We start from the raw sequence: 26,177 nt of genomic DNA on the forward strand, positions 1-26,177 counted from the left end.
AGACCCTCTCCTTAAGGACGAATTATCGAGACAGCACCCAGGTGTCCTTGACGCCTCCGCCCTGGGACGAATTGACGACGAGCGAGCCTTCTTTCATCGCCACTCTCGTCAGTCCTCCGGGCAGCACATGGGTGTCCGCTCCGTTCGCGACGGCGAACACCCGCAGATCGATGTGACGATGCGCGAGATTGCCCTCCAGATTGATCGGCGAGGTGGACAGCTTAATCGTCGGCTGGGCGATGTAGTTGTCGGGATTTTCCCGGATTTTCGCGGCGAACAGCTCCCGCTCCCTCTCCGTCGAAGCGGGACCGACCAGCATGCCGTATCCGCCCGACAGCGAGGTTTCCTTGACAACCATTTCCTCCAGGCGGCCGAGCACGTGCTCCCTTTCCTCCGGGCGGCTCATCAGATACGTCGGCACATTGTTCAGGATCGGACGCTCGTTCAGGTAATAGCGGATCATCTCCGGCACGAACGTATAGATGGCTTTGTCGTCTGCGACGCCCGTCCCCGGAGCGTTGGCGATCGTAATATTGCCGTAGCGGTAAGCGTTCATCAGCCCGGCCACGCCGAGCAGAGAATCCGGACGGAACGCGAGCGGGTCGAGGTAATCGTCGTCGAGGCGCCGGTACAGCACATCGACCTGCTTCAGCCCCGAAAGACCGCGAATGTAGATTTTATGGTCCTTGCAGACGAGGTCCCCGCTTTCGACCAGCTCGATTCCCATCTGCTGCGCCAGAAAGACGTGCTCGAAATACGCGGAATTGAAGCTTCCCGGAGTCAGCAGAGCGACGACCGGCTCGGCTTTGTCGACAGGAGAAAGCGCGCGCAAGGACGATCTGAAATGCTGCAGAAAACGATCGATGTCTCTGACGGGATGAGAGAACATCAGCTCGGGAAAATCGTGCGTCATAATCGAGCGGCTCTTGAACACGTAGGAGAAGCCCGAGGGGGAACGAAGATTGTCCTCGAGAACGTAGTAATCCCCCTTCTCGTCGCGGATGAGATCGATGCCCGACGCGGTAACATAGGTGCCTCCGGGCACTGCAAGACGCATCATCTCGGTGCGGAAATAACGGTTGCCCACCACCATCCGCCGCGGCACGAGTCCATCCTTCAGAATGCATTGTTCATGGTAGATGTCCGCCAGAAAAGCATTCAGCGCCCTTACCCGCTGCTTCGTTCCCCGTTCGATCGTCTCCCACTCCTCCGGCGGAATAATGCGGGGGATCAGATCGAACGGGATCGTCCGTTCCAGAGCGTCCGACTGCCCCGCCCCGGACAGCGTAAACGTAATGCCTTCCTCGAGCAGCCTTCCGTTCATCTTCGTCTGCCTGGCGGCGCGTTCATGGGGCGTCATTCGCGCGAGCGACTCGTGGACCTTGCCGTAATGCGCCCGAACCTGCGAGCCGTCGTACATCTCGTTGTAAAACAGGGAAGAAAGCAAAGATACCGGCGTTCTGTTCGTTGTTCCCATGGTCAACGGCTCCTTCTCCCCGCTGGGTTTTACAGTAATCATATTCCTCCGGTATATTTATGTCAATAATAGTTACATTAAAGATTTAATCCTTATCAATAACTAACATATATATTACATAAAATGAAAACAAAACGTCATTGCCTCGGGGATTTTTATCGTTCGCATAAGCAAGGAGAATATGATAGAATAGAATGGTTATTCGATTAAAATCCGTCTCGGCATTGAGGAGAGGACGGTTTTACTTATGCAGCCTTATCGCCCGCCGATTTATCCATATTCCGAAACAAGCTTCCAGCCCTCGTGCCGGAAGCTTGTTTTTATTTTTGCGCGGAGCAAACAATCTTAGAAGGGGCAATCTTTGTGGCAAGAGGGCATCATTCCGGCTTATTGGCCATCTGGATCAGTCTGATCAGCAACGTCGTCCTGACCGTCCTGAAGGTGGCGGCGGGTCTTCTCCTGTCCAGTCCCGTGCTGCTCGCGGACGGCGTGCATAACGCCGGCGACATCATCGCGACGATCGCGGCGCTTACCTCCTCCATGATCTCGAACAAGCCGGCCGACGAGGACCACCCTTACGGCCACGGCAAAGCCGAAGTCGTCGCCTCGGCTTTCGTCGCCGTCATTATGGCGCTTGCGGCCCTGTGGATCGGCTATCAGTCGATCGGCGCCCTGTTCCGGCCGGCGGGCGGAGAGAACTGGCTCGCTCTTGGCGCGGCCTTCCTGTCCCTCGTATGGAAGCAGGGACTGTACCTCTACACCGTTCGCGTGGGCAAAGCGACGAACAGCAAAAGCGTGCTCGCCACCGCCTACGATCATCTTGCGGACGTATACGCCTCGCTTGCCGCCGTCGTCGGCATCGGCCTGGGGCTGCTGGGAGAAAAATTTCATTGGGGATGGGCCGCCTACGGCGACCCGCTTGCCGGGATTATCGTCTCCTTGCTCGTCCTTAAGCTCGCGGTCGAGATGGGGCGCGAATCCGTGGACATTCTGATGGAGCATAACGTCAGTCCGGAGAAGCTGGCGCATTATGAAGCGCTGCTTAGAACCGACGATCACGTGAAGCGGATCGACCGGGTCCGGGCGCGCGAGCACGGCCATTACATTATCGTGGACGTCCGCGTCGGCATCCCGCACGACTACACGATCCAGCAAGGACACGACATCAGCCGCAAGCTGAAACGGCTCATTATGGAGTTCGATCCCGACGTCATCGAGGTCATGATCCATTTGAATCCTTGGGAGGCGGGCGAACCCGTCGCGAATTAGCCCCCTCCCCTTCGCAGTCCAGCCAGAGCGATCCATAGCTCGGCGATACGTAAAGACGCCACAGCCTTCCGTTCGCCGCTATTGCTCCTCCCCGACACGACGGACCAGTCTCGCGGAAATTTCTCCGTTACGGTCGGACAGCCACCCTCGCGCCTTGCCTCCTTGTCTCATACGATGAGGAGGGGAGGGATGCCGATATGCCAAGCGCTGCGACCGCTCATCGCGTAAGCCAGCTTACCTCGTTCATCAACTATGCGGAGGGGCTGTGGTTTTCCGTCCGGGATTCCGCTTCCGACGGTCAGTCGTTCAGCTTTAACGGAGACGAATACCGCTGTCTGCCCGACCGCTTCGGAAGCCGCGAGAAGATCGAAGCTTACTTCGGCCGCTGCTGGAGCAAGGAGCTCAGCCGAATCATGCTCTGCAATCTCGATCCGATCAATTATCAGGGCAAGCGCTACGTGCTCGCCGACGCTCCCGGACCCGCTCCCCGCAAAGTGGAGAGCCTGCGCATTGTGAGCCGGAACGCGTCCCGCATCCGCGTCAGCGCCGTCCTCTCCGGCGGCGGAGGCGGCAACAAAACGATCCGGTATACGCTGGCCAGGACGGGAGAACGGCTGACCATCATCGCCCGCACGGACCGCTCGAACGACTATCGCTATGCCCGGTGCACCTCATGACGAAAAGCCGCCTCCCGATTCTTCCGGGACAGCGGCTTTTCGTCATGCGCGCTTTTCCAGCGCCTCGACCAGCCGATGGCCGGCGTAATCGAAGCGCCGCCCCTCCAGCATACCCGACAGCACGGTCGTTCTGCGGATTTCCAGGGCATTGCGCCCCTCCTGAAGAATGGAGGTTTTGCCGTTCCATACGTAGGGCTTCCAGCAGCGCGTCCCGAGCGAATGTCCGTTGACGAACACTTCCGCGCAATCGCTAAAATCCGGATCGAGACCCGCGAAAGAAAGCTCGAAAGCCGCTTCCTCCGGCAGCTTCGTTACGGTCAACTCCCCTTCATAGACGAGTTCGCCCGCATAGTTTTCATAGCCCTCGGGAATGCCGCTTTCGAAGACGGCTGTGCCGTTGTGCCGCCTCAGCACCAACTCGCCGCCGTCGATCCCGATCGCGAAAGAGCCGGACACGTACAGCGCATCGGTCAGCCCGTCCCAATCCCGCCTCGCCGTCAACGCGACGGCAACGACATTTCTCCCCGGGCGAATCAGATGCTTCACGGAGCAGGCCAGATTGCCGCAATCGTATCCGCGCGTTGGCTGCAGTTCGTCCCTGGGGATCGGCCGACCGTTCAGATACAGGCGATACTCTCCGGAGATCGCCCGCTCGTCCAGCAGCAGTTCGCACTCCTCCGGCACATCGTCGACCCGGAAGGATGCCGTATATATGCACTCCATCGGATACTTCAGCCGATAACGCATCGGCATGCCAAATCTTTGATCGAACTTCAGCGGGAACGTCTCGTCCGCGGACAAGCCGGAGAGTTGATCGATGATCGTCCTCACCTCGACGGTCTCTCCCTCGCCGCTCTCCTCCGCCGCAGCGCCGCTCAGCAGCTTGTCGCGAAGTTCGCCGGACGGCTCGAGCGTCAGCCGGAACTTGTCCAGGCGCAGCGCATTCGGCTGAAGAGCCCGCACCGCGAAGCGTTGTCCGGCGTCCGCCTGCAGCTTGCCCGGAGCAGGCAGGTCCACGGCCACCGCAGCGGAATCCGCGCTCTCCTCGCGGAAGTACAGCAGCGCCGATTCGTACGGGCCCAGCCGCTGCTCGAGTCGGCCATACCGACGGCGTCGAACCGCCGCGTTCGCCGATCCCATACCCGTTGCATCCGCATCCGCTGTGCCCGTATCCGACGCACCCGTGTCGATCGCACTCGCATTTACCGCATCTGTGCCCGCCACAACCGCACCCGGCTCACCTATCCCCACATCCGCACCGGCCGCTTCCCGCGCCTCCGTCAATTCGAGCGCCACAGGAAGCGCCTCGCCGGTTTCCAGGCTGACGCGCTCCACAGCCCAAGGCGCACCGGATGGCGACAGCGCCAGCGATAGCTGCAGCTCGACCTCTTCCCCCTCCTGATTCGAGACGAAAACCGCATAACCGCCCCCGGACAGCCTCCTGCCCTGCATGAGCAGCGCCTCCCGCTTCCCGTGAATGACCTGAAGCCGAAGCGCGGAAGGAGCGGCGGCGGCAATGCGCCCGAACAATCGCCCGTTCGTACCGGAGCGCTCCAGACTGCCGACGCTTGGAATGAAGTACGCCTCATACCGCCCCTTGAACACCCCCTCGGACAACTTCCCGGACCGTTCTTCGGCCCCCGAAGAAACGCCGACGTCCCTCCAGTAATTCGACCGGGGCGATTCGGCCGCGCCGAACCAGTCCAGCATCTCCGCTTCGATCTCCGGGTGCCCGTCGATATCCTCATAGGGAAGCAGCCCGTTCGCCACGACCGTTCCTCCCGCCTGCAGGAACGCTTGCAGCTTCCGCCATGCCGCATGCTCCAGATTGCACATCGGAGGCAGCGCGACGACGGCATAGGAGGCCCGCCCGATGACCAGCCGCCCGTTTCGCACCTCCGCTTCCGCCAGCAGCTCGGGGTCGAGATGGTCGTAATCGATCTGCTCCTTCAGCAGCCCGTTGCACAGATGCGCCCAGTCCTTCTTCAGCCGCTCCATTCTGGCCGCTTCCCGTTCCTCGACGCCGCCGTAGGCGAACCGATGCAGCGGGTTGGCCATATGCGTCCACAGGCTGGTCGTCGGGTCGAGCACCGCCACTTGAATGTCGGCTTCCCCCTGACTCATCAGATAGCCGATACGGCCGGCGTAATCCGCCAACTGCCGGAAGTGCCGCCAGTACGGATTCTGATAAAACTGCGACGGAGGCGCGTCGTGCTTGTTCAGCCCGCCGATCGTGTAGAAGAAGGCATGGAAATTGAACATGTTGATGCCCAGGGCGGCCAATCGGTCGAGCATCCATTTCGCGTCCTGCAGCGTCATCGACCAGCCGACGCTGTGGAAGCACTCGTTCAGCGCCCGCTCCCGGCCAAGCTGCCTGGACAGCGAACTGGTCATCTTGGGATTGTTGCGGAACGAGCTGAAGTAGGTGTCGAGAATCCAGGAAAGAGAACGCCCCAGCTTCTCATGGGCGGAATCGCCGCCCGGAATATGGCTGTAGCGCAGCGTGCTCATCCTGACGGCAGGCACTTCGACCGTATACGCCAGCCCGCGCTCGTCGCACCATTCGTAGACGCGCTCGTGATACGCGCTCCGCAGCTTCAGATGCAGCGCCTGATAATAGCTGTAGCGAATACGCGGGGCGTCCGGCAATTCGGCGTAGAACAGCTCCGGCAGCCGCTCCGTCAACTCCGCGCCCGCCAGCTCCGCGAACGTCTCCGCGATCCGCGGCGACCAAGGCAGCGGACTGACAAAACCGATCTCGTCGGTGAACATGCCCGGAACGGCCGCTCCCAGCAGATCGCCCAATTCGTCCGCATACCGCCGGTGAGTCAGGTCGATGAACGTTTTCATCGCCTCGTCGTGGCAAGGGTCCACGAACGTGCCGTAATATTTAAAATCGTCCAATTGCTCTTCTATCACGACAATAATGTCCCAAGCGCCTTCCGGAGCGTCCCAGACCAACTGCTTCCGGGGGCCGTAAGTGAAATACCGCTGAGGATTGTACGGAGTCAATCCCGTCTTCTGGTAGACGTTCTCCGTCTGGAGACTGCCGATCGCATCGCGAAGATCAAGCCCGCCCGACCATTCTCTCGCCTCTTCGATCACCGGGACGGCTTTGGCGGTCAGCACGCTCCCCCAAGGCAGCTCCAACTCGATCCTTCGCCCTCCCGATACCCGCTCGGCATGGTGGCTGAGCTTGCGCTGCACCGCTTCTGGATGACGCAGCATCACTTCCCCGCCGGCCATGCCGCTGGGATACGGATATTCGTCGTACAGCCACGCCTGCAGCCCCAAGTCCCGCGCCCTCGTCACCGCGAATCTCACGAGTTCGAACCACCGCGCGGACAAATAAGGGACGGTCATGCCCTGCCGGGCGCACAGGAAGAACCCGCCCAAGCCTTTCTCCGCCATCTCCGCAAGCTGCCATTCGATCTCTTCTTCCGTCAAATCCCCGTTCCAGAACCAGAAAGGCAGCACCCGATAGGCCGCCGGAGGATTGAAGAACATTTGCTTATCCATGCCTGTCACCTCGCAGCAAGAAGGCCGAAAGCCGCCGAGCCCGCTCCCCTCGCGGAACTCGCAGCCTCCGGCTTCTCCAAGTTGTTATTGCAGCTTCTGATATTCCTCCGAGAACTCCTGCATCACCTGATCTCCGCCCTGCGCCTTCCATTGCTCGATCGCCGCCTGCCAGCCCGCCAGATCGTTCTCGCCGAAAATATATTTGATTTCCGCGTCGTTAATGATTTTCTTCAAATCGTTGCCCTTCTCCGCGAACGTGTTGGACGTTAACGGCAGCGAGTCGTCGGACACGATAATCTGCTCGTTGGCCGCATAGGAATCGGCCAGCTTCTGACCCTCGGGCGTACCTTCCCCGACGATCGAGCCGTCGTACGTCTTCATCTGTTTGATCGGGTTAACCTCCTGCGTGAACAGTTCGGCGTCGATCAACTCGGGTTTGCCGTCGACCATTTGATGGTGCCGGCCTTCGATCCCCCAATCCAGCAGGAAATTCATCTCGTCGCTCGAGATTTTATCGAAATAGTCCAGAATCGCCAGCAATTCCTCTTCCGTCTTCACGCTCGATCTCGGGAACATGAATACGCCGTGATACCCCGGCCCGGAAGCCGCCCGTTCTCCCTTCGGCCCTTCCAACGTACGGACAAAGTCCAGCTTCACGTTCGGGTCCGCCTGCATCAGCGCCGTAAACGAACCGTCCAGCGTATTGCCCATGGAAGTGATCAAAGCGCCGGTGTTTCCTTTGTTGAGCAGATCCTTCTGATACTGGGTTACCGGGAAATCCGTATTGATCAGCTTCTCGTCGTACAGCTTCTTCATGAAATTCATCGCGTCCATATATTCCGGAGCCATGAAATCGGGCGTCATGACCCCATCTTTCATCTCCCAGCCGTTAGGCGCGCCGAACCATGCTTTCAAGTCCTTGCTTACGATATCGTAGGTTTTGTCCACGCCCAGTCCGATCGTATCGGGCTTGCCGTTGCCGTCCGGGTCCTGCGTCACGAACGCTTTGAGCATTTCGTAGAAGTCGTCGATCGTCTTCGGCTCTTGCAGCCCCAGCTTGTCCAGCCAGTCCTTGCGGAACACGATGCCGTTGCGGGACAGGACGCGGCCGCGGAAGATGCCGTATACTTTGCCGTCGATCGACATGTTCGTCTCCGCTACCGCGCTTTTTTGGCTCAAGTTCGGATAGTTGCCGAGATAGGGACCGACCTCCCAGAACATGCCCGAACGCACGGCCGAGACGAAGGACGGCGTTTTGATATCCATATTGTTGACCATGATGACCTGCGGCAGCGTGCCGGAGGCCAGCGTCACGTTCGTCTTCTCCGTATAGGCAGTTCCGGGAACCCATGTGATGTTGAGCTTCGTTCCGGTATATTCCTCCATCGCCTTCAAGGCCGCATTGTCTTCGCGCGGCGGTTCGGTCGTAAAGTAGACGTTCATAAGCGACAATTCCTTCAATTCGACGGCCGCCGCTTCCTCCGGGCTCCCTCCCTGCGAATCTCCGGACGATGCTGCCGGCGTACCGGCGTTATTGCCTCCCGAGCATCCGGCCAGGAGCGACGCGAGCAATAGAATGGACAGATAAGGCCCTGCCCTTCGCTTTTTTTCTCTTGTTCCGATCATCTTGATTGCCTCCCTGATTTTTTTATTTATGATGAATCTCCCAACGGGAGCCGTCACCCTTTCACCGAGCCCAGCAGCACGCCCTTGGCGAAATGCTTTTGCAGAAACGGATACACGATCAGAATCGGTACGGTAGCCACGACGATAACCGCCATCTTGATCGTCTGCGCCGGAGGAACGACGTTATCCGCGAATTCGGCGGAATCGCCTATGCCTCCCTGCGACATGATAATGACCTGTCTGAGCAAAATCTGAATCGGCCATTTGGCGGAATCGTTAATATAGAGAATGGCGTTGAAAAACGTGTTCCAATGCCCGACCGAATAAAACAGCGCAAAGGTCGCCATCGCGGGCAGCGAGAGCGGAAGCACAATCCGGAACAAAATGCCGAAGTCGTTGCACCCGTCGATTTTGGCCGCTTCCTCCAGCCCTTCGGGCAGCTGCTGGAAGAAGTTTTTAAGAATGATCAGGTTAAAGGCGCTGATCGCGGTCGGAATAAACAGCGCGCTGTAGCTGTCCAGCAGCCCCAATTCCTTCACGACCAGATAGGTCGGGATGATCCCGCCGTTAAACAGCATCGAGAAAATGATCATCAGCATAATCGGACGGCGCCCGTAGACGTCCTTGCGAGCTAGAGCGTAAGCCGTCAACGAGGTAAAAAACAGATTGATCAACGTGCCGACCACCGTAATGTACACCGTCACGAGCAAGCTCCGCACAAGCGTATCCGTAGAGAAAATATACCGGTACGCCTCCATGGAGAAGCGGGTGGGGAACAAAACGAAGCCCTTCCGCAGCAGCTCGTCCGGCGTTGTAAAAGATCCGGCGATAATATAGATAAACGGGATAATCGTGATGGCCGCGATCAGCAGCAAAGCGCCCGCATTGAGCCCATCGAATAGCCGACTCCCTATCGTTCTGTCGTTCCGCATGCCGGTCCCCCCTTCAGTAAATGCCTTCTTCGCCGAATTTCCTGGCCAGACGATTGGCTCCGACAACAAGCGCCAGCCCGATGACGGACTTGAACATGCCGACGGCGGCCGTATAGCTGAATTGCCCCTGCAGAATGCCGGCGGTATACACATAAGTGTCGAACACTTCGCCGATCTGCCGGTTCATCGGATTCAGCATCAGGAAGATCTGCTCGAACCCCGTATCCAGAAAATGTCCCAATCTTAAAATGAACAGAATAACGATCGTGCTACGAATCGCCGGAAGCGTAATGTGCCACAGCTGGCGCAGGCGTCCCGCTCCGTCGATGCGCGCCGCTTCGTACTGCTGCGGATCGACTCCGGCCAGAGCGGCCAGGAAGATGATCGTCCCCCAGCCCGTCTCCTTCCAGATCACCTCCAGGACGACAAGCGGACGAAACCATTCCTTGCTGAGCAGGAAATTGATCGGGTCCCCACCCAGGCCGACCAGCAGTTCATTAACGACTCCGCCTTCCGTCGAGAGAAAAATATAAGCGATCCCGACGATCACGACCCATGACAGGAAGTGGGGAACGTAGATCAGCGATTGAATCCAGCCCTTCAAGTATCTTTGCCTCACCTCGTTGAGCATAAGCGCAACGATAATCGGCGCCGGAAAGAAAAAGAACAAATTGTACAAAGCGAGAACGGACGTATTCCGAAACAACATCCAGAAGTCGGGGTGATTAAAGAAATTCGCGAAATGTTTAAACCCGACCCATGAGCTTCCCCCGATGCCCAGGAAAGGACGATAATCCTGAAAGGCGATCACCAGCCCCGACATCGGCAAATACTTGAATACGATGAAATACAGTACGCCGGGCAACAGCATCAAATAGATCAACCGATTCTTCTGCCAGTTGCGCCGGACGGATAACGAGGTTATCTGCACTTGAAGTCGCTCCTTTATGCTTTCGCTGTTCGCCAGCCAGCCTGCTTGCTCTGGTCCCAGTATAGGAACTCCGCGGGATTCCCGTATATACTCCAAGGGGAACCGAGTTCCGCTCAGCCGCGGGCAGGAAGCCTTCTTCTCTCGCAATGCTCCGCGCGGAACCGCGCATAATCTTATAGGAACCTCCCGTGCATCGAGCAAAAACGCCTGTAGCGCCCACAGGACGATGAACGCGTTTTTGTCGGATACGATGCAGATCGGATTTGCGTATTTTACACTTGCCGAAACGTTAAAAAAACGCCGTCCCGGTTGGTCGTCGACCCGGACAGCGTTCGCGCGGAGAGCTCAGTTCATGTTCGATTCCCGGTATTGCCCCGGGGTCTTGCCCTCTACCCGCCGGAAGAAGCGGATGAAATTTTGCGGGCTTTTATAGCCGACTTTGTCGGCGATTTCGGACACCTTCATATTCGTCTCCACGAGCCATTTCTTCGCGACGGAGATGCGGTGCTGCATGACGTAATCGCTGAAATTCGTTCCCGTCGTATAGCGGAACACCCGCTTCAAGTAGTTCGGGTGATAGTTCATCATCGCGGAACAAGTGTCCAGAGTCAGCTCGGTATGATAATTGTCATGAATGATCGCGAGCATCTGGTCGCTTATTCTCTGATATTGCGAGCCTTGCTTCCTCTCCAGCTGCTGCATAACGGGCACAATGACGCCCTCTCTGAACCAGCGCTCGATTTCGTTCGCCGTTTTCAGCTCCAACAGTTGACTCAGCAGTGGCAATCGCTCGCCATTCTCCGTCTGCAAGGATACGCCCGACGCTTCGACCATTCGTTCCAGATCGACGAGCAGCCGAACGAGCGCCATCTGATAGACGTTAAAATCCATATCCGAACGCTGCATCGTCTGCAGCAGCGCTTTCAGGTGTTTATCCGCTTCTTCGCCGTCCAGGCGCTTGATCGCGTCGATCAAATCGGTTGCCTGTTGTTCGGGGTACTTCACGGCCGTTCGATCGGCAGGCTGAATTTCCTCCATCAGCACGATCGACTCGGGCCCCAGCTTCAGCCTGTATTTCAGCGCGTCGATGCTCTCCCGGTAGGCGGTCGGCGTCTCGCGAACATCCTCGAAGCAATTGCTCACGCCTACGCTGACCGCAAGCCCGAGCAGACGCTTGACCGTACTCTGAATTTCTTCGGCGATTTCGAACAGAGCGGCTTTGATCTCCGCTTCGCGATCATGCAGGGCTCCGACCAACGAGACTTGATGATCGTCCAGCACGATGGAGCTCAGACGCCAATCCCCCGGGATCAATTCGGAGACGATATTGTTGACGGCGTACAGAAGAAGCTCGTTATCCTGCTGTCGGTAAGTCGTATCCTTGAAATTGTCGATCTGTACGGACAGGACGTTGTATCTCTTCCAGTGATCGCTATAGCCGTACTGGGCCAGCTTCTCCCGAATGGCGCTCGGCCTGATTCTGCCTTGGAACAGCTTCAGCATGAACAGCTCGCGAAGCACGGGCAGCTGCCTGTGGAGCTCGTTCTCCAGACTCAGGCGGGTGTCGTGCAGAGAAAGAATCCGTCCTCCGATAAACTGAAACTCGTCCGCTTCCGCGACGCCGCTCGCGATGTGCGGAATTTCCCCCAGAGAGTTCACCAATTGTTTGATCGGACGATACATTCTGCGGGCCGTGACCAACGAGGCGATCAGAAGCAAGAGGACGATCGCCACGGACAACGAGAAAGTCGCCCATCCGATCGCCGTCGATTCCCTCGTCATCTCGTTCATCGGCACGGCCGACAGATAGACCCAATCATTGTAAGGCGAACGGCGGTAAGCAACGCCGCTGTCTATCCCGGAAAACGACGCTTCGAAAAAAACCGCTTCTTCCCCGCCCGGTCCGACCGTAAAATCTCCAAAGGAAGACAGCGGCCGGCCCACGTCGGATTCGTTGACGCTGGCAATGACGTAACCGTCGCTATCCATAATTATCGTGCTGCCCGGACTTTGGCCGCGGGACAAAATTTGATTCAGTTCGATGCTCGGTATCTTCACAATAAACAGGCCGTAAGGGGAGTTGGAGTATACCGGGAGCTTCTTGATCAGGTTGATGCCCTCCGTAGCCGCCATGCCCGACGGAACGCGATCGGCCGGCACTTCCCTCTGCCAGAAGGAACTGCTCGGATGACGCAGGTAAGAATCGATCGTCTCCTGATTGTTTGCATCCGACAGAGAGGACATCGTCCTGTTGTTCACAAGCCAATCCTGATTCAAATTGATGAACGTCGCGTCCTGAATTCCCGTATCGTACGCTTGCATCTGATGCATCTGGGACAGCAAGCCGTTGAACAACTCGAAATGAACGGTCGCGAGCGGCTTGTCCCGAATGTTGTGAACCGCCGAAGACGTCAGCAGCAGCGTCGCCGAATTGTCGATCGTCTTCAGCTTCTGCTCCACCATCATCTCGGTCTGGTGCAGCAAATTCATATTTCCGTCGGTCACCTTGTCCCGAGCAATGCTCGCCGACTTCCAGTATGCATAGATTCCGAGCAATACGACGGGCAGAATGCCGAGAATAAGAAAAAAAGCGATTAACCGAACGCGATAAGTTGGCCTACGAATATGCTCCACGGCATTTCCCTCCGGATTTCATTGTCCGGCCGGCCTAGACCTGCTATTGGCCCGCGGCATCCCGACTCTTCATTGCCCCGACAATTTTTACGATATAATCGTAATCTCTCTTGTAATCATGGTGATCGTCGTAACGCTGAGAGTCCGCGCCATGAGACGGGTTGATGCAGATCACCGGGCTGCTTCCGTCCCGGATGACCTCCCGCGTCATCTCCTCGACCGGCCACGAAGCTTCCTCCAGTCGGGATTTCCACTCGAGAAGCCGCGTAGCCGGATTCATTATGCCGCCTTTCACATGAAAATATCCGATCACCGGCCTTAGGCGGCGGTATACGTCAAGCGTCGGGCAGACGCCCATCTGCCACAAATTTTGCGCGTCATAGGTGAAATAGGCTTTGCCGGTACGGTCCAACGCCCGAAAGAATCGAACGATTTCCGCCGGGCTCGACAGCACCGTTCGCTCCGGTTCATTCTCAATCATGACCTTGTACCCTTCATTATACAGGGTATCTACCATCTTCCGCAGCATCCCCATAAACCACGGGTACTGCCGCTCCATCTGCTCCACTCCGGCGCCGGGAGCCGACAGGTGCGGAGCCAACACCCGGATCGTCTTCGGCCGAAGCCGGGCGGCAGCCTCCAAAACCCGCTCGACCGCCCGCAACTGGACGTCCCCGTACGCGGCTTCTCCCTGTTCGAGATTCCCTTTGAAAATCCCGGTCGTCAGACAATACGTGCGCAGCCCGTGATCGTCGATCATCCGCGCCGCGGACGAACTCTCCTCCGGGGTCAATTCTTCGACCTGCTTGCCGAAAATATGATCCTTCAAATCCAGCGAACGGATTCCCCATTGCCGCTGCAAGGCCAGAGACTCCCCGAAATCCCGGGAAGCCATCGCGTTCAACACGGTAACCTCAGCCATGGACGAACGCCCCATCCGCCAGAATGCGCCTCTCCTCGTTGGACGACCGATACGCCATCTCCAGCGTCCGCATGGAGCGAATGCATTCTTCCAGCGTGTACATCGGAACCGTAAGATCGTTCACGTAGTCGATAAAGTGATCGATCGCGGCATAATTCGATTGATTAAACCAGTCCGGCTGCACGAGCAGCGTTTCCGCTCGTCCTTGTTTCTTCAGCTGCAGGCAATTCGCTTTATTCTCATCCTGATAGATGAACAAGGAGCCTTGCGTGCTGTGAAACTCCTTCTCCCACGTCCATTGATCGGTCGTCCAGCAGCCGACCAGATTGACTACGACGCCGGATTTGAACTCCATCACGACCGTCGCGTTATCGTCGCCCTTGTCCGGGTCGTTGGCCGCAAGCTGTCTCGTTACCGCCGTGATCGCGTGCAGATCTCCGAAAAAGTAATGGATCAGGTCCAGAACGTGAGAGCCCGAGGAAAACAGGCAGCCGCCCCCGCACAGCGCGGGATTGCCTCGCCAATGCTTCGCGTTCAGCATGGACGGCAGATGGTTGCCGTACAGCGTCACGAGCGCCATGATCGGGTTCGGGAATTGTCCCTGCTCCATCATCTGCTTGGCCCGCTGATGAACCGGATCGAATCTCTGATGATACTTCACGAACAGCTTCGAGCCGGTGTCGGCGGAAGCCTGCGCCATTTCCTCGCATTCGGCCGTATTGAGCGCCATCGGCTTTTCGCACAGTACCGCTTTGCCCGCCTGCATCGAACGAATCGACATCGGCTTGTGCAAGTAGTTGGGCGCCGTAATATCGACGATCGCCACCCGATCGTCCTGCAAAGCCTGCTCGTAGTCGGCTGTCACGTTGGGAACTCCATACTCCGCCGCATATTTGCGCGCCGCTTCCAGATTCGGATCGCAAATCCACGCCACTTCCGCGTGCGGATTCCGGCGATAGGCTTCCAGATGGATTTTGGCGAATTCTCCCGCGCCCACAAGCGCTACTTTCAAGGTCATGACTAGGTTCCTCCTTTGATTGCCGAGCAATGGTACCCATTATAAGAGAGCGGCAAAATTACCGTCCATGCTCCGCTTGGAACTTCATCGCCAAACCCGCCTTGCCAGCCGCGGCCATACGCGTTTTTCCCGGCTATGCTCCCAACGGACACCTGCCGGCACCTCCGCGCAATGCGAAACGCGGGAAATTCCGGCGGCGCGCCCGCAGTCGAAACGATAAAGAAGCAGTTCGCCACGGTCGCCCGCGGCAAACTGCTTCCAATAGCCTCAAGATCGCGCCTGTTTACGCCACCTTGTTATAAGTCATAATCCAGATCGAGCCCGCCACGATCGTAAGCACGATGATCAGACCGAGGATGAGCACCATGAAGTTCCAGCGCGGCTTGCCCTCTTCCTTCAGATGCATGAAGTAGACCAGCTGCACGACGAACTGAAGGATTGCCGCCCCCAGCAGCACAACCTTGGCCGCCGTTCCTTCCAGCATGCCGTTCAGCACAATAATCAGCGGAATGGCCGTCAGAATCAGCGACAGGACAAAGCCGATGACGTAAGACTTAAGCGAGCCGTGAGACTCGTGCGCCCCGTGCTCGTCATGGGCGCCGTGAGCGTGAGGGTTGTGATCTGTATGCTGCGCCATCTTACATCACCTCCAGCAGGTAGACGATCGTGAAGACGAAAATCCAGACAACGTCGAGAAAGTGCCAATACAGGCTGATGACGTTGACCTTGCGGCGCGTGACGGAGTTGATGCCGTGCCGCCCGAGCTGGATCATGATCGCGATCATCCAGACGAGACCGAGCGAGACGTGCAGTCCGTGCGTGCCGACCAGCGTATAGAAACCCGACCAGTGAGCGCTCGTGGAAATCTTCGCGCCTTCGTGCACCAGGGTGACAAACTCCGTCAATTCCAGCGTAATGAACGCCGCGCCGAGCACGACCGTGACCGCGAGCCAGGAGATCAGCCCTTTGCGGTCTCCCCGGTTCATCGCCAACACCGCCAGACCGCTCGTAAAGCTGCTCGTGAGCAGAATGAACGTCTCGGCGATGACCCCGGGCATTTCGAACAGTTCGGCTCCGGTCGGTCCTCCGGCCGTATTGCCGCTGAGGACGACGTAGGTCGCGAACAGCGTGCCGAACAGAATGCAGTCCGTGATCAGGAAGATCCAGAATCCCATCAAGCGCATGCCTTCAAGGTCGTGATGCCCCTCGTGGGCATGCCCGCCGCCGTGCGGCGGGGCAGAGACGATACGGTTATCCGACTTGGCCATTACACAGCCCTCCCCGCCGCAGCTTCCGTGCGTTTGATTTCCTCAACCGGGATATAATAGTCCGTATTATAGTTAAAAGAATGAACGAGCATGCACGCCGCCACTCCGACAAGTCCCGGAATGATCATCCACAGCCAATCCCAGACGAATCCGAATCCGGCTACGAAGAAGCAGAACGACATAATGATCGGAATGCCCGAGTTTCGCGGCATATGGATCGGCTCCAGCGGCGGCTTGGGCCGCGGGGCTTCGCCTGCGGCAATGCGCAGCTTCTCCTCCCAGTAATCGTCCTTCTCCCGCACCGTCGGCAGCGTAGCGAAGTTGTACGCCGGAGCCGGCGAAGGAATCGTCCATTCGAGCGTCCGTCCGTCCCACGGGTCTCCCGTCGTATCCTTTTCCATAAACTTGATGCTGTGCAAAATTTGCCACACCTGGAACAGGAAGCCGATGCCCATCAGGAAGCCGCCGATCGTCGACGTCAGGTTCAGCTCGTACCAGCCTCTGTCCCAGCCGTAGCTGCTGACGCGCCGCGTCATGCCCATCAGGCCGAGCACGTACTGCGGCATGAAGCAGACATAGAAGCCGATATTCCAGAGCCAGAACGCCCATTTGCCGATTTTCTCGTTCAGCTTGAAGCCGAACACTTTAGGCCACCAGTAATACAGTCCGGCGAAGTATCCGAACGCGACGCCCCCGATCAGCACCTGGTGGAAGTGAGCGATCAGGAAGTAGCTGTTGTGGAACTGGAAGTCCGCCGGCGCGACGGAGAGCAGCACCCCGGTCATCCCGCCGACGACGAAGCACGGGATAAAGCCGAGCATCCACATCATCGGCGTCGGGAACGACAGGCGTCCCCGGTACATCGTGAACAGCCAGTTGAACACCTTGACCCCGGTCGGTATCGCGATGATCATCGTCGTGACCGCGAAGAACGCGTTGACGTTGGCCCCCGAGCCCATCGTGAAGAAGTGGTGGGCCCAGGTGAAGAACGAAGCGATGCTGATGCTCATCAACGCGAACACCATCGATTTGTAGCCGAACAGCCTTTTCTTGGAGAAGGTTGCGACCACCTCGGAGAAAATGCCGAAGGCCGGCAGGACGACGATGTAAACCTCGGGGTGTCCCCACATCCAGATCAGGTTGATGTACATCATCGGGTTGCCCCCGCCGTCCAGCGTGAAGAAGTGCGCGCCGAGGTAGCGGTCAATGAACAGCAGGAACAGCGTCACCGTCAAAATCGGGAAAGCGAGAATGATCGTCAGACAGCTGGACAGCACCGACCACGAGAACATCGGCATCTTCATCAGCTTCATGCCCGGCGCCCGCATTTTCAGAATCGTGACGATAAAGTTGATCCCGGTCATCAAGCTGCCGATCCCGGAAATCTGAATGCCCCATATATAGAAATCCTGGCCCACTCCGGGACTGAATTGCGTTCCCGACAGAGGCGGATATGCGAGCCACCCCGCATCCGGCGAACCGCCGATGACGAACGACACGTTGAACAGCATCGCGCCGAAGAAGAACAGCCAGAAGCTCAGCGAGTTCAGGAACGGATACGCGACGTCCCGCGCTCCGATCTGAAGCGGCACGACCAGGTTGAACAACCCGAACATGAGCGGCATCGCCATGAACAGAATCATGATGACCCCGTGGGTCGTGAATATCGCGTTATAGTGCTCCGCGTTCAGAAACTCCATCTCCGGCACCGCCAGCTGCGTGCGCATCAGCAGCGCGTCGATGCCCCCGCGGAACAGCATGAGCAGCGATGCGATGACGTACATGATGCCGATTCTTTTATGATCGACGGTCGTCAGCCATTCCTTCCACAGCCACGTCCATTTCTTGAAATAAGTGAGCGCGGACACGATCGCGACCATCGTGAGCACGATGGCGACGTCCGCTCCGTAAATCAACGGATCGCCCGTGACGAAAAACTCGGAGGCGAATTCCTTGATCCTATCCCACATGTCGGCACCTTCTCTCTCCTGATTCTTAGCTTGCCAATAGTATGTTGGGCGGCCGCGAAGCGAAAGTCGTTATTCGCTCCCGGCTGTTTCCGATCCGTGGTTATGTCCGCTGCTGTACTTGGTTACGATTTTCTGGAACAAGCCATCCGGAATCGCGGAGAAAGTCCGTATATCCGACACGCCCGGCTTGGCCAGCTGCAAGTAGCCGTCCGTCGTCAGCTCCGGGGACGATTGCTTCACTTGCTCGACCCAGGCATCGAATTCGTCCTCCGAGCTCGCCTTGGCCGTGAAGCTCATCTTGCCGAAATCCTTGCCGCTGAAGTTGGCGCCCATTCCCAAGTAGTCGCCCGGCTCTTCCGCGATCAGATGCAGCTTCATCGCCATTCCGGACATCGTATAGATCTGCCCGCCCAACTGCGGGATCCAGAAAGAGTTCATCGGCGCGTCCGAGGTCAGCTCGAAGCGGACCGGCACGTTCTCCGGGAACTGAATGTAATTCACGGAAGCGATGCCCTGCTCCGGATACATGAACAGCCATTTCCAGTCGAGCGAGGTCACCTGGATCACGACCGGCTTGGCTTCGTGTTCGAGCGGCTTGGACGGCTCGAGAATATGCGTATATTTAACGGTAATCGTTCCGAGGATGGCGACGATGATGATCGGAATCCCCCACCAGATCGCTTCCAGCTTCGTGCTGTGCTCCCAGGTCGGATCGTACTTCGCCTTCCGCTCCGGCTTATGGCGATACTTCCACGCCAAGTAGAACGTCAAGATCAGCACCGGCACGATGACGATCAAACAGAGCGCCGTAGACAAAATAATCAGGTCCAATTGCTGCTGCCCGATCTCGCCCTTCGGGTTCAGCACGACCACCTTATCGGCGCACCCGCCGAGCAAGACCGCCGTCGCCGCCAGCGACAGCGCGGCCGTCAGCCTCCGCAGCCCTTTCCACATTTCCATCTCCCCCATCCTCTTGCTGCTACCGCGTCATTCGTTTCAAGCAGTCGATTGTTCGCCGCTGACATCAACATATCAGAAAGCTCAGCGACTTTCCTCACAGTTAACAAAGGCGACAATGAAACGTTGAAATTTTGCAATAGTTTGTTCACCGGATCGACATAATGTGAATTTTGTTACATGGTTGGCACCCCCAGAACCCCCCGGGCCTTCCTCCATAATTCCTGGCCGATCGAAGCGGTGCGCCCCCAATTGTTCTACAGAATCGAGTACCCTCCCACAACCTCACTCAAACGTCACACAACTCCATTTCCGCTCCATCGACGCCCCAATGTTCTAGAAAATCGGGTATCTCACCTTAATTCCGCTCCATCGACGCCCCAATGTTCTAGAAAATCGGGTATCTCACCTTAATTCCGCTCCATCGACGCCCCTATGTTCTAAGAAATCGAGTACCTCACCCCAATTCCGCTCCATCGACGCCCCAATGTTCTAGAAAATCGAGTATCTCATCCTAATTCCGCTCCATCGACGCCCCAATGTTCTAGAAATCGAGTATCTCACCTTAATTCCGTTCCAACGCCGCCCCAATGTTCTAGTAAATCGAGTAGCTCACCTTAATTCCGCTCCATCGGCGCCCCAATGTTCTAAGAAATCGCCCATTAGCGCACGAATGAAGCCACGACAAAAAAAGCTCCAAGGACCCCGCAGCCTGAAGCAAGTCAATTGATCCGCAGCACAAAAAAACGCAAGCATCAAAAGGGACATGCCCTCTGAGCTTGCGTTTTATCGCTGCTATCGTCTGATTTGAGCCTTAAGCGAGCTCTTCCGAACCGGATTGCGATGCGGAGGCCGGCGATTCCTGGTTCTTCTGCATCAACGGAGCGACAACGCCGAACAGCATAATCTGCGCGCCGCCGATCAGGAAACCGATGCCGATCATCAGGCCGAGGTTCTGATCGTTGAATTGCGCGATATTCAGTACGCAGCAGACGATGCCTACCGCGATCACGACCATCGCCACCCACTTCAACATGCGGGCCATCTCTTTATTTTTCATGAGGGTCCAACCTCCTTGTGAAAACGCTATATGTGAATATTTTATCACAAAGCTGTGACGATTCAAAGACAAAATTCACAAGTTGGACAAAAACGGGCTCCCCCATAAACATTACGTTGATGACGAAGGCATACGAACCTTCTCTGCTCCGGCAAGCTGCTCAACCGCTCAACCGTCCTCCGCTCGCCGGAGCCTCGCATAGGCTTACTCCGCCGGAACCGCCGAGGACGCGCCCTCCGTCACGATCGTCACCGTCTCGCCCGAGCTCGAGACCGAACCCGACGCCGCGCCCGAACCCGAGGACGACTCCGAGGACGAACCCGGCTCGGCCGTCGCGGCTTTCTCGCTTTCCTCGGTCAACATCTTCTGTCCTTTGGCCTGGAGACTGTCCAGCGCTTCCGCAATCGTCGCGCTGCCATCCTTCACGCCCTGGAATTCCTGCTGCGTCAACGCGTCGAACTTCATGTAGAAATCGCGCGGCAGCTTGTCGAAGTCCTTGTACGTATCGTTGGTACGCGGCTTTAAACTGTAGAACGCCGCCATATTGCGGCCCTCTTCGTTGTCGATGTATTTCGTCCGCGCCGGGAAGCCGCCGTTGCGAAGCTTGGAGGTTACCCGCGCGAAGTCGTCGCCGTTAATGTAGCTCAGAAACTTCCACGCGCCCTCCGGGTTGGCCGAATTCGCGTCGATCGCGAAGATCTGCCCGATCGACATCGCCGTGCTTTCGTCGGGAGTTTGCGGATTCACCGGCACTGTCACGATATCCCAGTTTTTCACGCCTTTGTCCTTCAGTCGGGTCTGCGCTTCCTTGATTTGATCCATCATATAATTGCCTTCGAGCACCATCGCGACTCTCTCTCCGATGAACGCGTCTCTTAACAAATAATCTTCGTACGACCCGGAGAATCCGCCGCCGTTCATATCTTCAACGTACAGTGCGCCCGATTTGAGCGCCTTATCCGCCGTTTCGAACGCCCTTTTCCACGAATCCGAATTGATCGTCAGCTGGCTGGTCGTCGGGTTGACGTAGCTTAGCCCCAGCGAAGAGCCGACCATCATGCCGAATTGGTAGAGGTCCGATTGATAGCCCACCTTCAAACCGTAGACGCGGTCTTCGGCGCTGCCGTCCGTCGGAAACCTGGCCGCGAGCTGCAGCAATTCTTCCCAGCTCATGCGGTCCGTAGGAGGCGTAACCCCGTATTGCGTGAACATGTCTTTGTTATAAAAGATCGCCTGGCTGTAAAAATCGGGAGCCAGACCGTACAGAATGCCGTCGCTCTGCTGCTTGATGTACTCCACGATTCCCGGAGCGATCCCTTCCAGGTCGAACTTGTCCTTCTGAATGAAGGTATCGAGATTGTACAGCTTGCCTTCGCCGGCCATGCGCGAGTATTCGCTCGCGCTGAGCATCAGCACGTCCGGTTTCTGTTCGGCGATGAACTCCTCCATCGCCTTCTGCATGTCCTTGCCTTCCTCGTATGCGACGCTCGACGTCGACACCACCTCGATCTCGACGTCCGGATACAGCGCGGAAAACAGCATTCCGTATTGCTGATAGAAGCTGCGCTCGTCATAATGCATGATCTTGATCGCCGTTTTCTCGCCGTCCCCCGTATCGTTGCCGCCCCCGCTGCATCCTGCCGCGATTCCCGCGACCAGCGCTCCGCACAGCGCCGCCGCCACCTTTTTACCGTATTGCATTTCCACACTTCCTTCTATAAATGGTATATCCCTGTCCAACGTCGGAGCTCGCTTCGGATTTCTCCTCCTCTGCCGTCCGATTTACATATTGTACCATACACTTAGAGGCGGCTCGGGGATTTATGGTGGAATTGGGAGTTAGGTCCTATGATGTGCAATCGTTCCACGCTGCCGTCATCCCCAACTTAAGTCGGGGTCGATCGTCACCTCTCGTCTGATGACAGCGGGGCGAACGATAAGCTATGATGGGGGCAGTCAACCGAAAGGAAGTCTCTGACATGAATAAATCGGCATTTATGGATAAAATGTTTTACGATCTCGCGCCGCTGCCGGAGAACGAGCGGAACGAGCTGCTCGCCCGCTGCGAGGAGTGCTTCCGCATCGGTCTGGAGCAGGGCAAGACGGAGGAGGAGATCGTCGCCGAGCTGGGCTATCCTTCGCAGCCGCCGTCGGAACCGCCGTTCGAGCCGCTCCGCCCCGAAGCCCCTTACGGCCAGGCTTCATACTCCGACCGCGTTCCGCCGCCGGAAGCTTGGGGCTTCCCTCCGCCGGGACGTCCGGATCGAGCGGGGCGCGACGTTCCCCGTTTTATCGGCGTAGGGGCGCTGCTGCTCTTTCTTAATCTGCTCGTTATGATTCCCGTATTCGCTTCGCTGTTCGCGGCATTCGTCTCCGTCTGCGTCGCCTCGCTCGCGACCTTGCTGGCGCCGCTGGCGCTCGTCGCCGAGACGTCGCTGTACGGGGAATTCACGAACGCCAAGCTCATGATGAGCTTGGGGATGACCGGCATCGGAATGATTCTGGCCGACCTGGCCCTCCTGTTCGGCAGAGGACTGTTCCGCGCGGCGAAAGCCTATGCGGGGTGGAATTACAGAACGTTGAAAGGAAGATAAACGGCGATGAGGAAATTTTGGTATTTTACGGCGTTCTGCCTGATCGTAATCGGTATCGCGGGTGCGGCGAACCACGATTGGACGGCCGGGGACAAAGAACTGCAGGATTTCGAGAAAAAGTGGACCTTCTCCGCGGAGGAGCTTCGCGATCTGAGCATCAAGAGCGAATATAACGTCAGCTTGACGTTCGTCAAAAGCACCGACGGCACCAATACGATCGAACTCAAAGGCCGCGGAACGGAAAAGATGGTCGAGAAAGTCCAAGCGACGGAAATCTCCGACCGCGCGCTGGAGTTGGAACTCGTTCGTCTGCCCCGGAGATATATGAACCTGTTCAACTTTAGCCTCAACCCTCCTACCGAGCAGTTCGTCGTATCCGTTACGGACGAAGCGCTTCTGGATCGCTTGAAGGTGAAGCTCGACTCCGGCAATCTCGATTTGAACAATACCGCGGCGATCCGCATCAACAGCGCCGTGCTGGATTCCGATTCCGGCAATCTGTCCTTGGGCGAGTTTGCCGGCGAGACGCTGGAGATCGACGTCGATTCCGGGAACGTCAAGGCGCAGCGCGTCACCGCCGACCTGACCGCGTCTATCGATTCGGGCAACATCACGATCGAGAATATGACCGGCAAGGCCAATCTGTCGGCCGATTCCGGCAACGTCAAGCTGTATAAGCTGGACAGCTCCGATACGAACGTCTCGGTCGATTCGGGCAACGTGTACATTAGCGTCCCGGCGGGCTTCCCCGGCGCGTACGACCTGAAGGCGGATTCCGGCAGAGTCCGCGCCCCCGAATCCAGACGCGAGACGAACGAGACGATCAAAGTAAGAACCGACAGCGGGAACATTACGATCGAGGAAGCTTCCCGGTAACGTCCTTCCGGCTTCCCGGTCTCCGAGGGGCTGTCTCCTAAGTACAAAGAGTCGTACAGAACGATGATCAATGGAATGATGTAAGTCGCATCTATCTCCTTCCGAGGCTATACGATCCAGGAGATAGATGCTTCTTCTTTTTCATCGATCCTCTTGTACGACCTAACTTAGGAGACAGCCCCTTCATGCTGCGAGTCCGGCCGTTATACCCGGCTCCTCGGCGTCTTGACACCCGCTGCAAGACGGAGAAATAGCTCCAACCTAAGTCGGGGACGCATTCCAAACCCCGGACGGTTACGCCGATGCGCATGCGGAAGGTAGGATAGATACAGTAACCGAAATCGCGCGGAACCGACCGACGAGGAGGCCGTCCTGTGTTTACTATCCTGACCGGCATCGCATATGCCAGCGTATTCTTCCTGCTCATTCTCTCCTGGATCGCCGGAAGCAAAGCTTCCAAACTGTTGTACGGCGGATCGACCGAAAGACTGCACCGCAAAACCCGCAAGCAGATCGTCTGGGCCGCCTATCTGACCGTGCCCGCGCTCGGAATCGCCGCGGCTGCTCTGACGATGGCCGCGACGATGAACTCCGTCTTCTGGGAAGACCGGGTACTGCTTCATCTTCCGCTCGCGCTGATTCCTCTGCTGTCCGTATGGCTGCTTGCCGTACCGCGCCTGACGAAGCTCTGGAGAGCGACGCGCAGCGTGTCCGCGGCTCCGCTGCCCGCGGAATTCCGCAGGATGGCCGCCCATCCGCTGGCTGTCCTGCCTTACCGGATATCGGCGATCGGGGCCGGAACGATCTTGTACTTCATGTTCGTGCCCCCGGTGCCGTTCCGGCTCGGTCCCATACTCGTTCCGATTTTGCTGGCCGCGGCGGCCGTAGCGGCTCTGGGATACGCGCAGGAGCGGCGGTACAGCGCCGCCGGCGGGCGGGACGCCCCCGCTTCGCCGCTGCGGCGCGCGAGATGGCTGCGCGCCGCCGGCATCTCCTGCGTCGTGATCGGCGCGGCCGCCCTGATCTTTATCGTCGGCAGCCGCGGCAGCCGGCTTCCGGCCGAGATGAGCATGGCCGACGGCCCGATGGACTTCGGGGGCGGAACGGAGCTTGTCCACGACCCCCGGACCGACATGTCGCTGGCCATGCTGACCGGCCCGAGAGACCGGGAGCCGGACCGCAAGTTCACGCTGACCGCGGAGAAAAAAACGGTCGAGCTGAGTCCGGGAAAACCGTTCGAAGCCTGGACCTTCAACGGCCAGCTTCCCGGACCCGAGCTTCGAGTGAAGCAGGGCGAGCTCGTAGAGGTCACGCTCGTCAACCGCGACATCGAGGAAGGCGCGACGGTGCATTGGCACGGGCTCGACGTGCCGAACGCGGAGGACGGCGTGGCCGGAGCGACGCAGGAAGCCGTCATGCCGGGCCAGAAGCACGTCTATCGCTTCGTCGCCGAGCAAACGGGGACGTTCTGGTATCATTCGCACCAGCATTCCCAGGAAGCGGTGAAGAAGGGCTTGTTCGGCAGCCTGGTCGTGGAGCCCGAGAACGCCGAAGGAAGCGGCGCGGGGGAAGACGATCTGATCGTCATGACCCATGTCTGGGACGGCGTCGGACTGGCGATCGGCGACCGCAGCGGCATCCAGCGCAAGAAAGTCGTTCCGGGAACGCCGGTGCGGCTGCGGCTGATCAACACCCAGGATTGGCTCCGGCAGGATTACACGCTGACGGGAACGCCGTTCCGCGTCGCCGCCATAGACGGAACCGAGCTGAACGAGCCCCGGGAGCTGGAGGACGTGCGGATCGAGCTGACGACAGGCGGCCGCATGGATTTGACCTTCCTGATGCCGGACGCCCCCGTCTTCCTCAGCGTCGGCCGCTCCGGCAAGCTGGGCGTGCTTCTGAGCCGGGACGGCGCCGGAAGCGTTCCCGACCTCCCGGCTAAGACGACGGCGTTTAACCCGATCGATTACGGCGAACCCGCCGATACCGCCATTACGGCAAGCAGCGATTTCGACCGCGAGTTCGAGATGGTTCTCGACAACAAGCTGGCATTTTACAACGGAGAATTCGGGTCCTTGTATACGATTAATGGGGAAGTGTTCCCGAATACCCCGATGTTCATGGTGCAGGAAGGCGATCTGGTCAAAACGACGATCATCAACCGCGGAGCCGTCGATCATCCGATGCATCTGCACGGCCACCACATGCTCGTGCTCTCCCGCAACGGCGAGCCCTCGACCGGCAGCCCCTGGTATTCCGACACGCTGGACGTCCAGCCGGGAGAAGTCTACGAGGTCGGCTTCGTCGCCGACAACCCGGGATTATGGATGGATCACTGCCACAATCTGACGCACGCGGCCGTCGGCATGTCGATGCATCTCATGTACGAAGGCATTACGACGCCGTACAAAATCGGCAGCGAAACCGGCAACCACCCGGAATAGCCT

The 26,177-nt window shown here is 58.0% G+C and carries 19 protein-coding genes; 5 read left to right on the top strand and 14 right to left on the bottom strand.

Annotated features, from left to right (window positions below):
• Positions 1 to 22: 22 nt before the first annotated feature.
• Entirely contained in the window at positions 23 to 1,477 is a 1,455-nt protein-coding gene (locus tag ACFFT4_RS06835; RefSeq protein WP_378046167.1) for a circularly permuted type 2 ATP-grasp protein, read from the bottom strand.
• 363 nt (positions 1,478 to 1,840) lie between these two features.
• Here ACFFT4_RS06835 and ACFFT4_RS06840 point away from each other — a divergent pair, with 363 nt between their 5' ends.
• Together ACFFT4_RS06840 and ACFFT4_RS06845 are read left to right on the top strand one after the other, a co-directional pair.
• Positions 1,841 to 2,746 (top strand): cation diffusion facilitator family transporter, encoded by a 906-nt coding sequence (locus ACFFT4_RS06840; RefSeq protein ID WP_378046169.1) that lies wholly within the window; start codon positions 1,841 to 1,843, stop codon positions 2,744 to 2,746.
• A gap of 197 nt (positions 2,747 to 2,943) precedes the next feature.
• Positions 2,944 to 3,423, top strand: coding sequence for a hypothetical protein (locus ACFFT4_RS06845; RefSeq protein ID WP_378046170.1), 480 nt, complete (start codon positions 2,944 to 2,946; stop codon positions 3,421 to 3,423).
• Positions 3,424 to 3,465: 42 nt separating this feature from the next.
• Here the strand turns inward: ACFFT4_RS06845 and ACFFT4_RS06850 are convergent, their stop codons facing one another.
• The 13 genes from ACFFT4_RS06850 to ACFFT4_RS06910 all read right to left on the bottom strand — a co-directional run bounded on the left by ACFFT4_RS06850 (position 3,466) and on the right by ACFFT4_RS06910 (position 21,961).
• On the bottom strand, positions 3,466 to 6,942 hold the full coding sequence (locus ACFFT4_RS06850; RefSeq protein WP_378046172.1) for a hypothetical protein: 3,477 nt from the start codon (positions 6,940 to 6,942) through the stop codon (positions 3,466 to 3,468).
• A gap of 84 nt (positions 6,943 to 7,026) precedes the next feature.
• Entirely contained in the window at positions 7,027 to 8,568 is a 1,542-nt protein-coding gene (locus ACFFT4_RS06855) for an extracellular solute-binding protein (RefSeq protein WP_378046174.1), read from the bottom strand.
• A gap of 53 nt (positions 8,569 to 8,621) precedes the next feature.
• Positions 8,622 to 9,500, bottom strand: coding sequence for a carbohydrate ABC transporter permease (locus ACFFT4_RS06860; protein WP_378046175.1), 879 nt, complete (start codon positions 9,498 to 9,500; stop codon positions 8,622 to 8,624).
• Between the two features lie 13 nt (positions 9,501 to 9,513).
• Positions 9,514 to 10,371: an ABC transporter permease gene (locus tag ACFFT4_RS06865; protein ID WP_378046438.1), complete on the bottom strand. Its 858-nt coding sequence runs from the start codon at positions 10,369 to 10,371 to the stop codon at positions 9,514 to 9,516.
• 405 nt (positions 10,372 to 10,776) lie between these two features.
• Positions 10,777 to 13,065, bottom strand: coding sequence for a helix-turn-helix domain-containing protein (locus ACFFT4_RS06870; RefSeq protein WP_378046177.1), 2,289 nt, complete (start codon positions 13,063 to 13,065; stop codon positions 10,777 to 10,779).
• A gap of 43 nt (positions 13,066 to 13,108) precedes the next feature.
• Positions 13,109 to 13,987, bottom strand: a complete 879-nt coding sequence (locus ACFFT4_RS06875) for a sugar phosphate isomerase/epimerase family protein (RefSeq protein WP_378046179.1) — start codon at positions 13,985 to 13,987, stop codon at positions 13,109 to 13,111.
• Positions 13,980 to 15,005, bottom strand: coding sequence for a Gfo/Idh/MocA family protein (locus ACFFT4_RS06880; protein WP_378046181.1), 1,026 nt, complete (start codon positions 15,003 to 15,005; stop codon positions 13,980 to 13,982). Before ACFFT4_RS06880 ends, ACFFT4_RS06875 begins: the two co-directional genes overlap by 8 nt.
• 283 nt (positions 15,006 to 15,288) lie before the next feature.
• Positions 15,289 to 15,642, bottom strand: coding sequence for a cytochrome o ubiquinol oxidase subunit IV (gene cyoD, locus ACFFT4_RS06885; RefSeq protein ID WP_378046182.1), 354 nt, complete (start codon positions 15,640 to 15,642; stop codon positions 15,289 to 15,291).
• A 1-nt stretch (position 15,643) separates the two neighbouring features.
• Entirely contained in the window at positions 15,644 to 16,273 is a 630-nt protein-coding gene (gene cyoC / locus ACFFT4_RS06890; protein ID WP_378046184.1) for a cytochrome o ubiquinol oxidase subunit III, read from the bottom strand.
• Positions 16,273 to 18,243 carry a cbb3-type cytochrome c oxidase subunit I gene (locus ACFFT4_RS06895; protein ID WP_378046186.1) on the bottom strand — a complete coding sequence of 657 codons (1,971 nt, stop codon included), beginning with the start codon at positions 18,241 to 18,243 and terminating at the stop codon, positions 16,273 to 16,275. Before ACFFT4_RS06895 ends, cyoC begins: the two co-directional genes overlap by 1 nt.
• A 69-nt stretch (positions 18,244 to 18,312) precedes the next feature.
• Positions 18,313 to 19,197: a ubiquinol oxidase subunit II gene (gene cyoA / locus ACFFT4_RS06900; protein ID WP_378046440.1), complete on the bottom strand. Its 885-nt coding sequence runs from the start codon at positions 19,195 to 19,197 to the stop codon at positions 18,313 to 18,315.
• Positions 19,198 to 20,014: 817 nt separating this feature from the next.
• Positions 20,015 to 20,260, bottom strand: a complete 246-nt coding sequence (locus ACFFT4_RS06905; protein ID WP_378046187.1) for a hypothetical protein — start codon at positions 20,258 to 20,260, stop codon at positions 20,015 to 20,017.
• 204 nt (positions 20,261 to 20,464) lie between these two features.
• Positions 20,465 to 21,961 carry an ABC transporter substrate-binding protein gene (locus ACFFT4_RS06910; RefSeq protein WP_378046189.1) on the bottom strand — a complete coding sequence of 499 codons (1,497 nt, stop codon included), beginning with the start codon at positions 21,959 to 21,961 and terminating at the stop codon, positions 20,465 to 20,467.
• A 278-nt stretch (positions 21,962 to 22,239) separates the two neighbouring features.
• Here ACFFT4_RS06910 and ACFFT4_RS06915 point away from each other — a divergent pair, with 278 nt between their 5' ends.
• The 3 genes from ACFFT4_RS06915 to ACFFT4_RS06925 all read left to right on the top strand — a co-directional run bounded on the left by ACFFT4_RS06915 (position 22,240) and on the right by ACFFT4_RS06925 (position 26,174).
• Positions 22,240 to 22,854, top strand: coding sequence for a DUF1700 domain-containing protein (locus ACFFT4_RS06915; protein WP_378046191.1), 615 nt, complete (start codon positions 22,240 to 22,242; stop codon positions 22,852 to 22,854).
• A 6-nt stretch (positions 22,855 to 22,860) separates the two neighbouring features.
• The gene (locus ACFFT4_RS06920) at positions 22,861 to 23,730 is read left to right on the top strand and encodes a DUF4097 family beta strand repeat-containing protein (protein WP_378046193.1); all 870 of its coding nucleotides are present in this window, start codon (positions 22,861 to 22,863) and stop codon (positions 23,728 to 23,730) included.
• 374 nt (positions 23,731 to 24,104) lie between these two features.
• Complete coding sequence (locus ACFFT4_RS06925) at positions 24,105 to 26,174, top strand: multicopper oxidase family protein (RefSeq protein WP_378046195.1); 2,070 nt, start codon at positions 24,105 to 24,107, stop codon at positions 26,172 to 26,174.
• Positions 26,175 to 26,177: the final 3 nt, after the last annotated feature.

This window comes from Cohnella cellulosilytica (genome assembly GCF_042431195.1).
Lineage (GTDB): Bacteria > Bacillota > Bacilli > Paenibacillales > Paenibacillaceae > Cohnella > Cohnella cellulosilytica.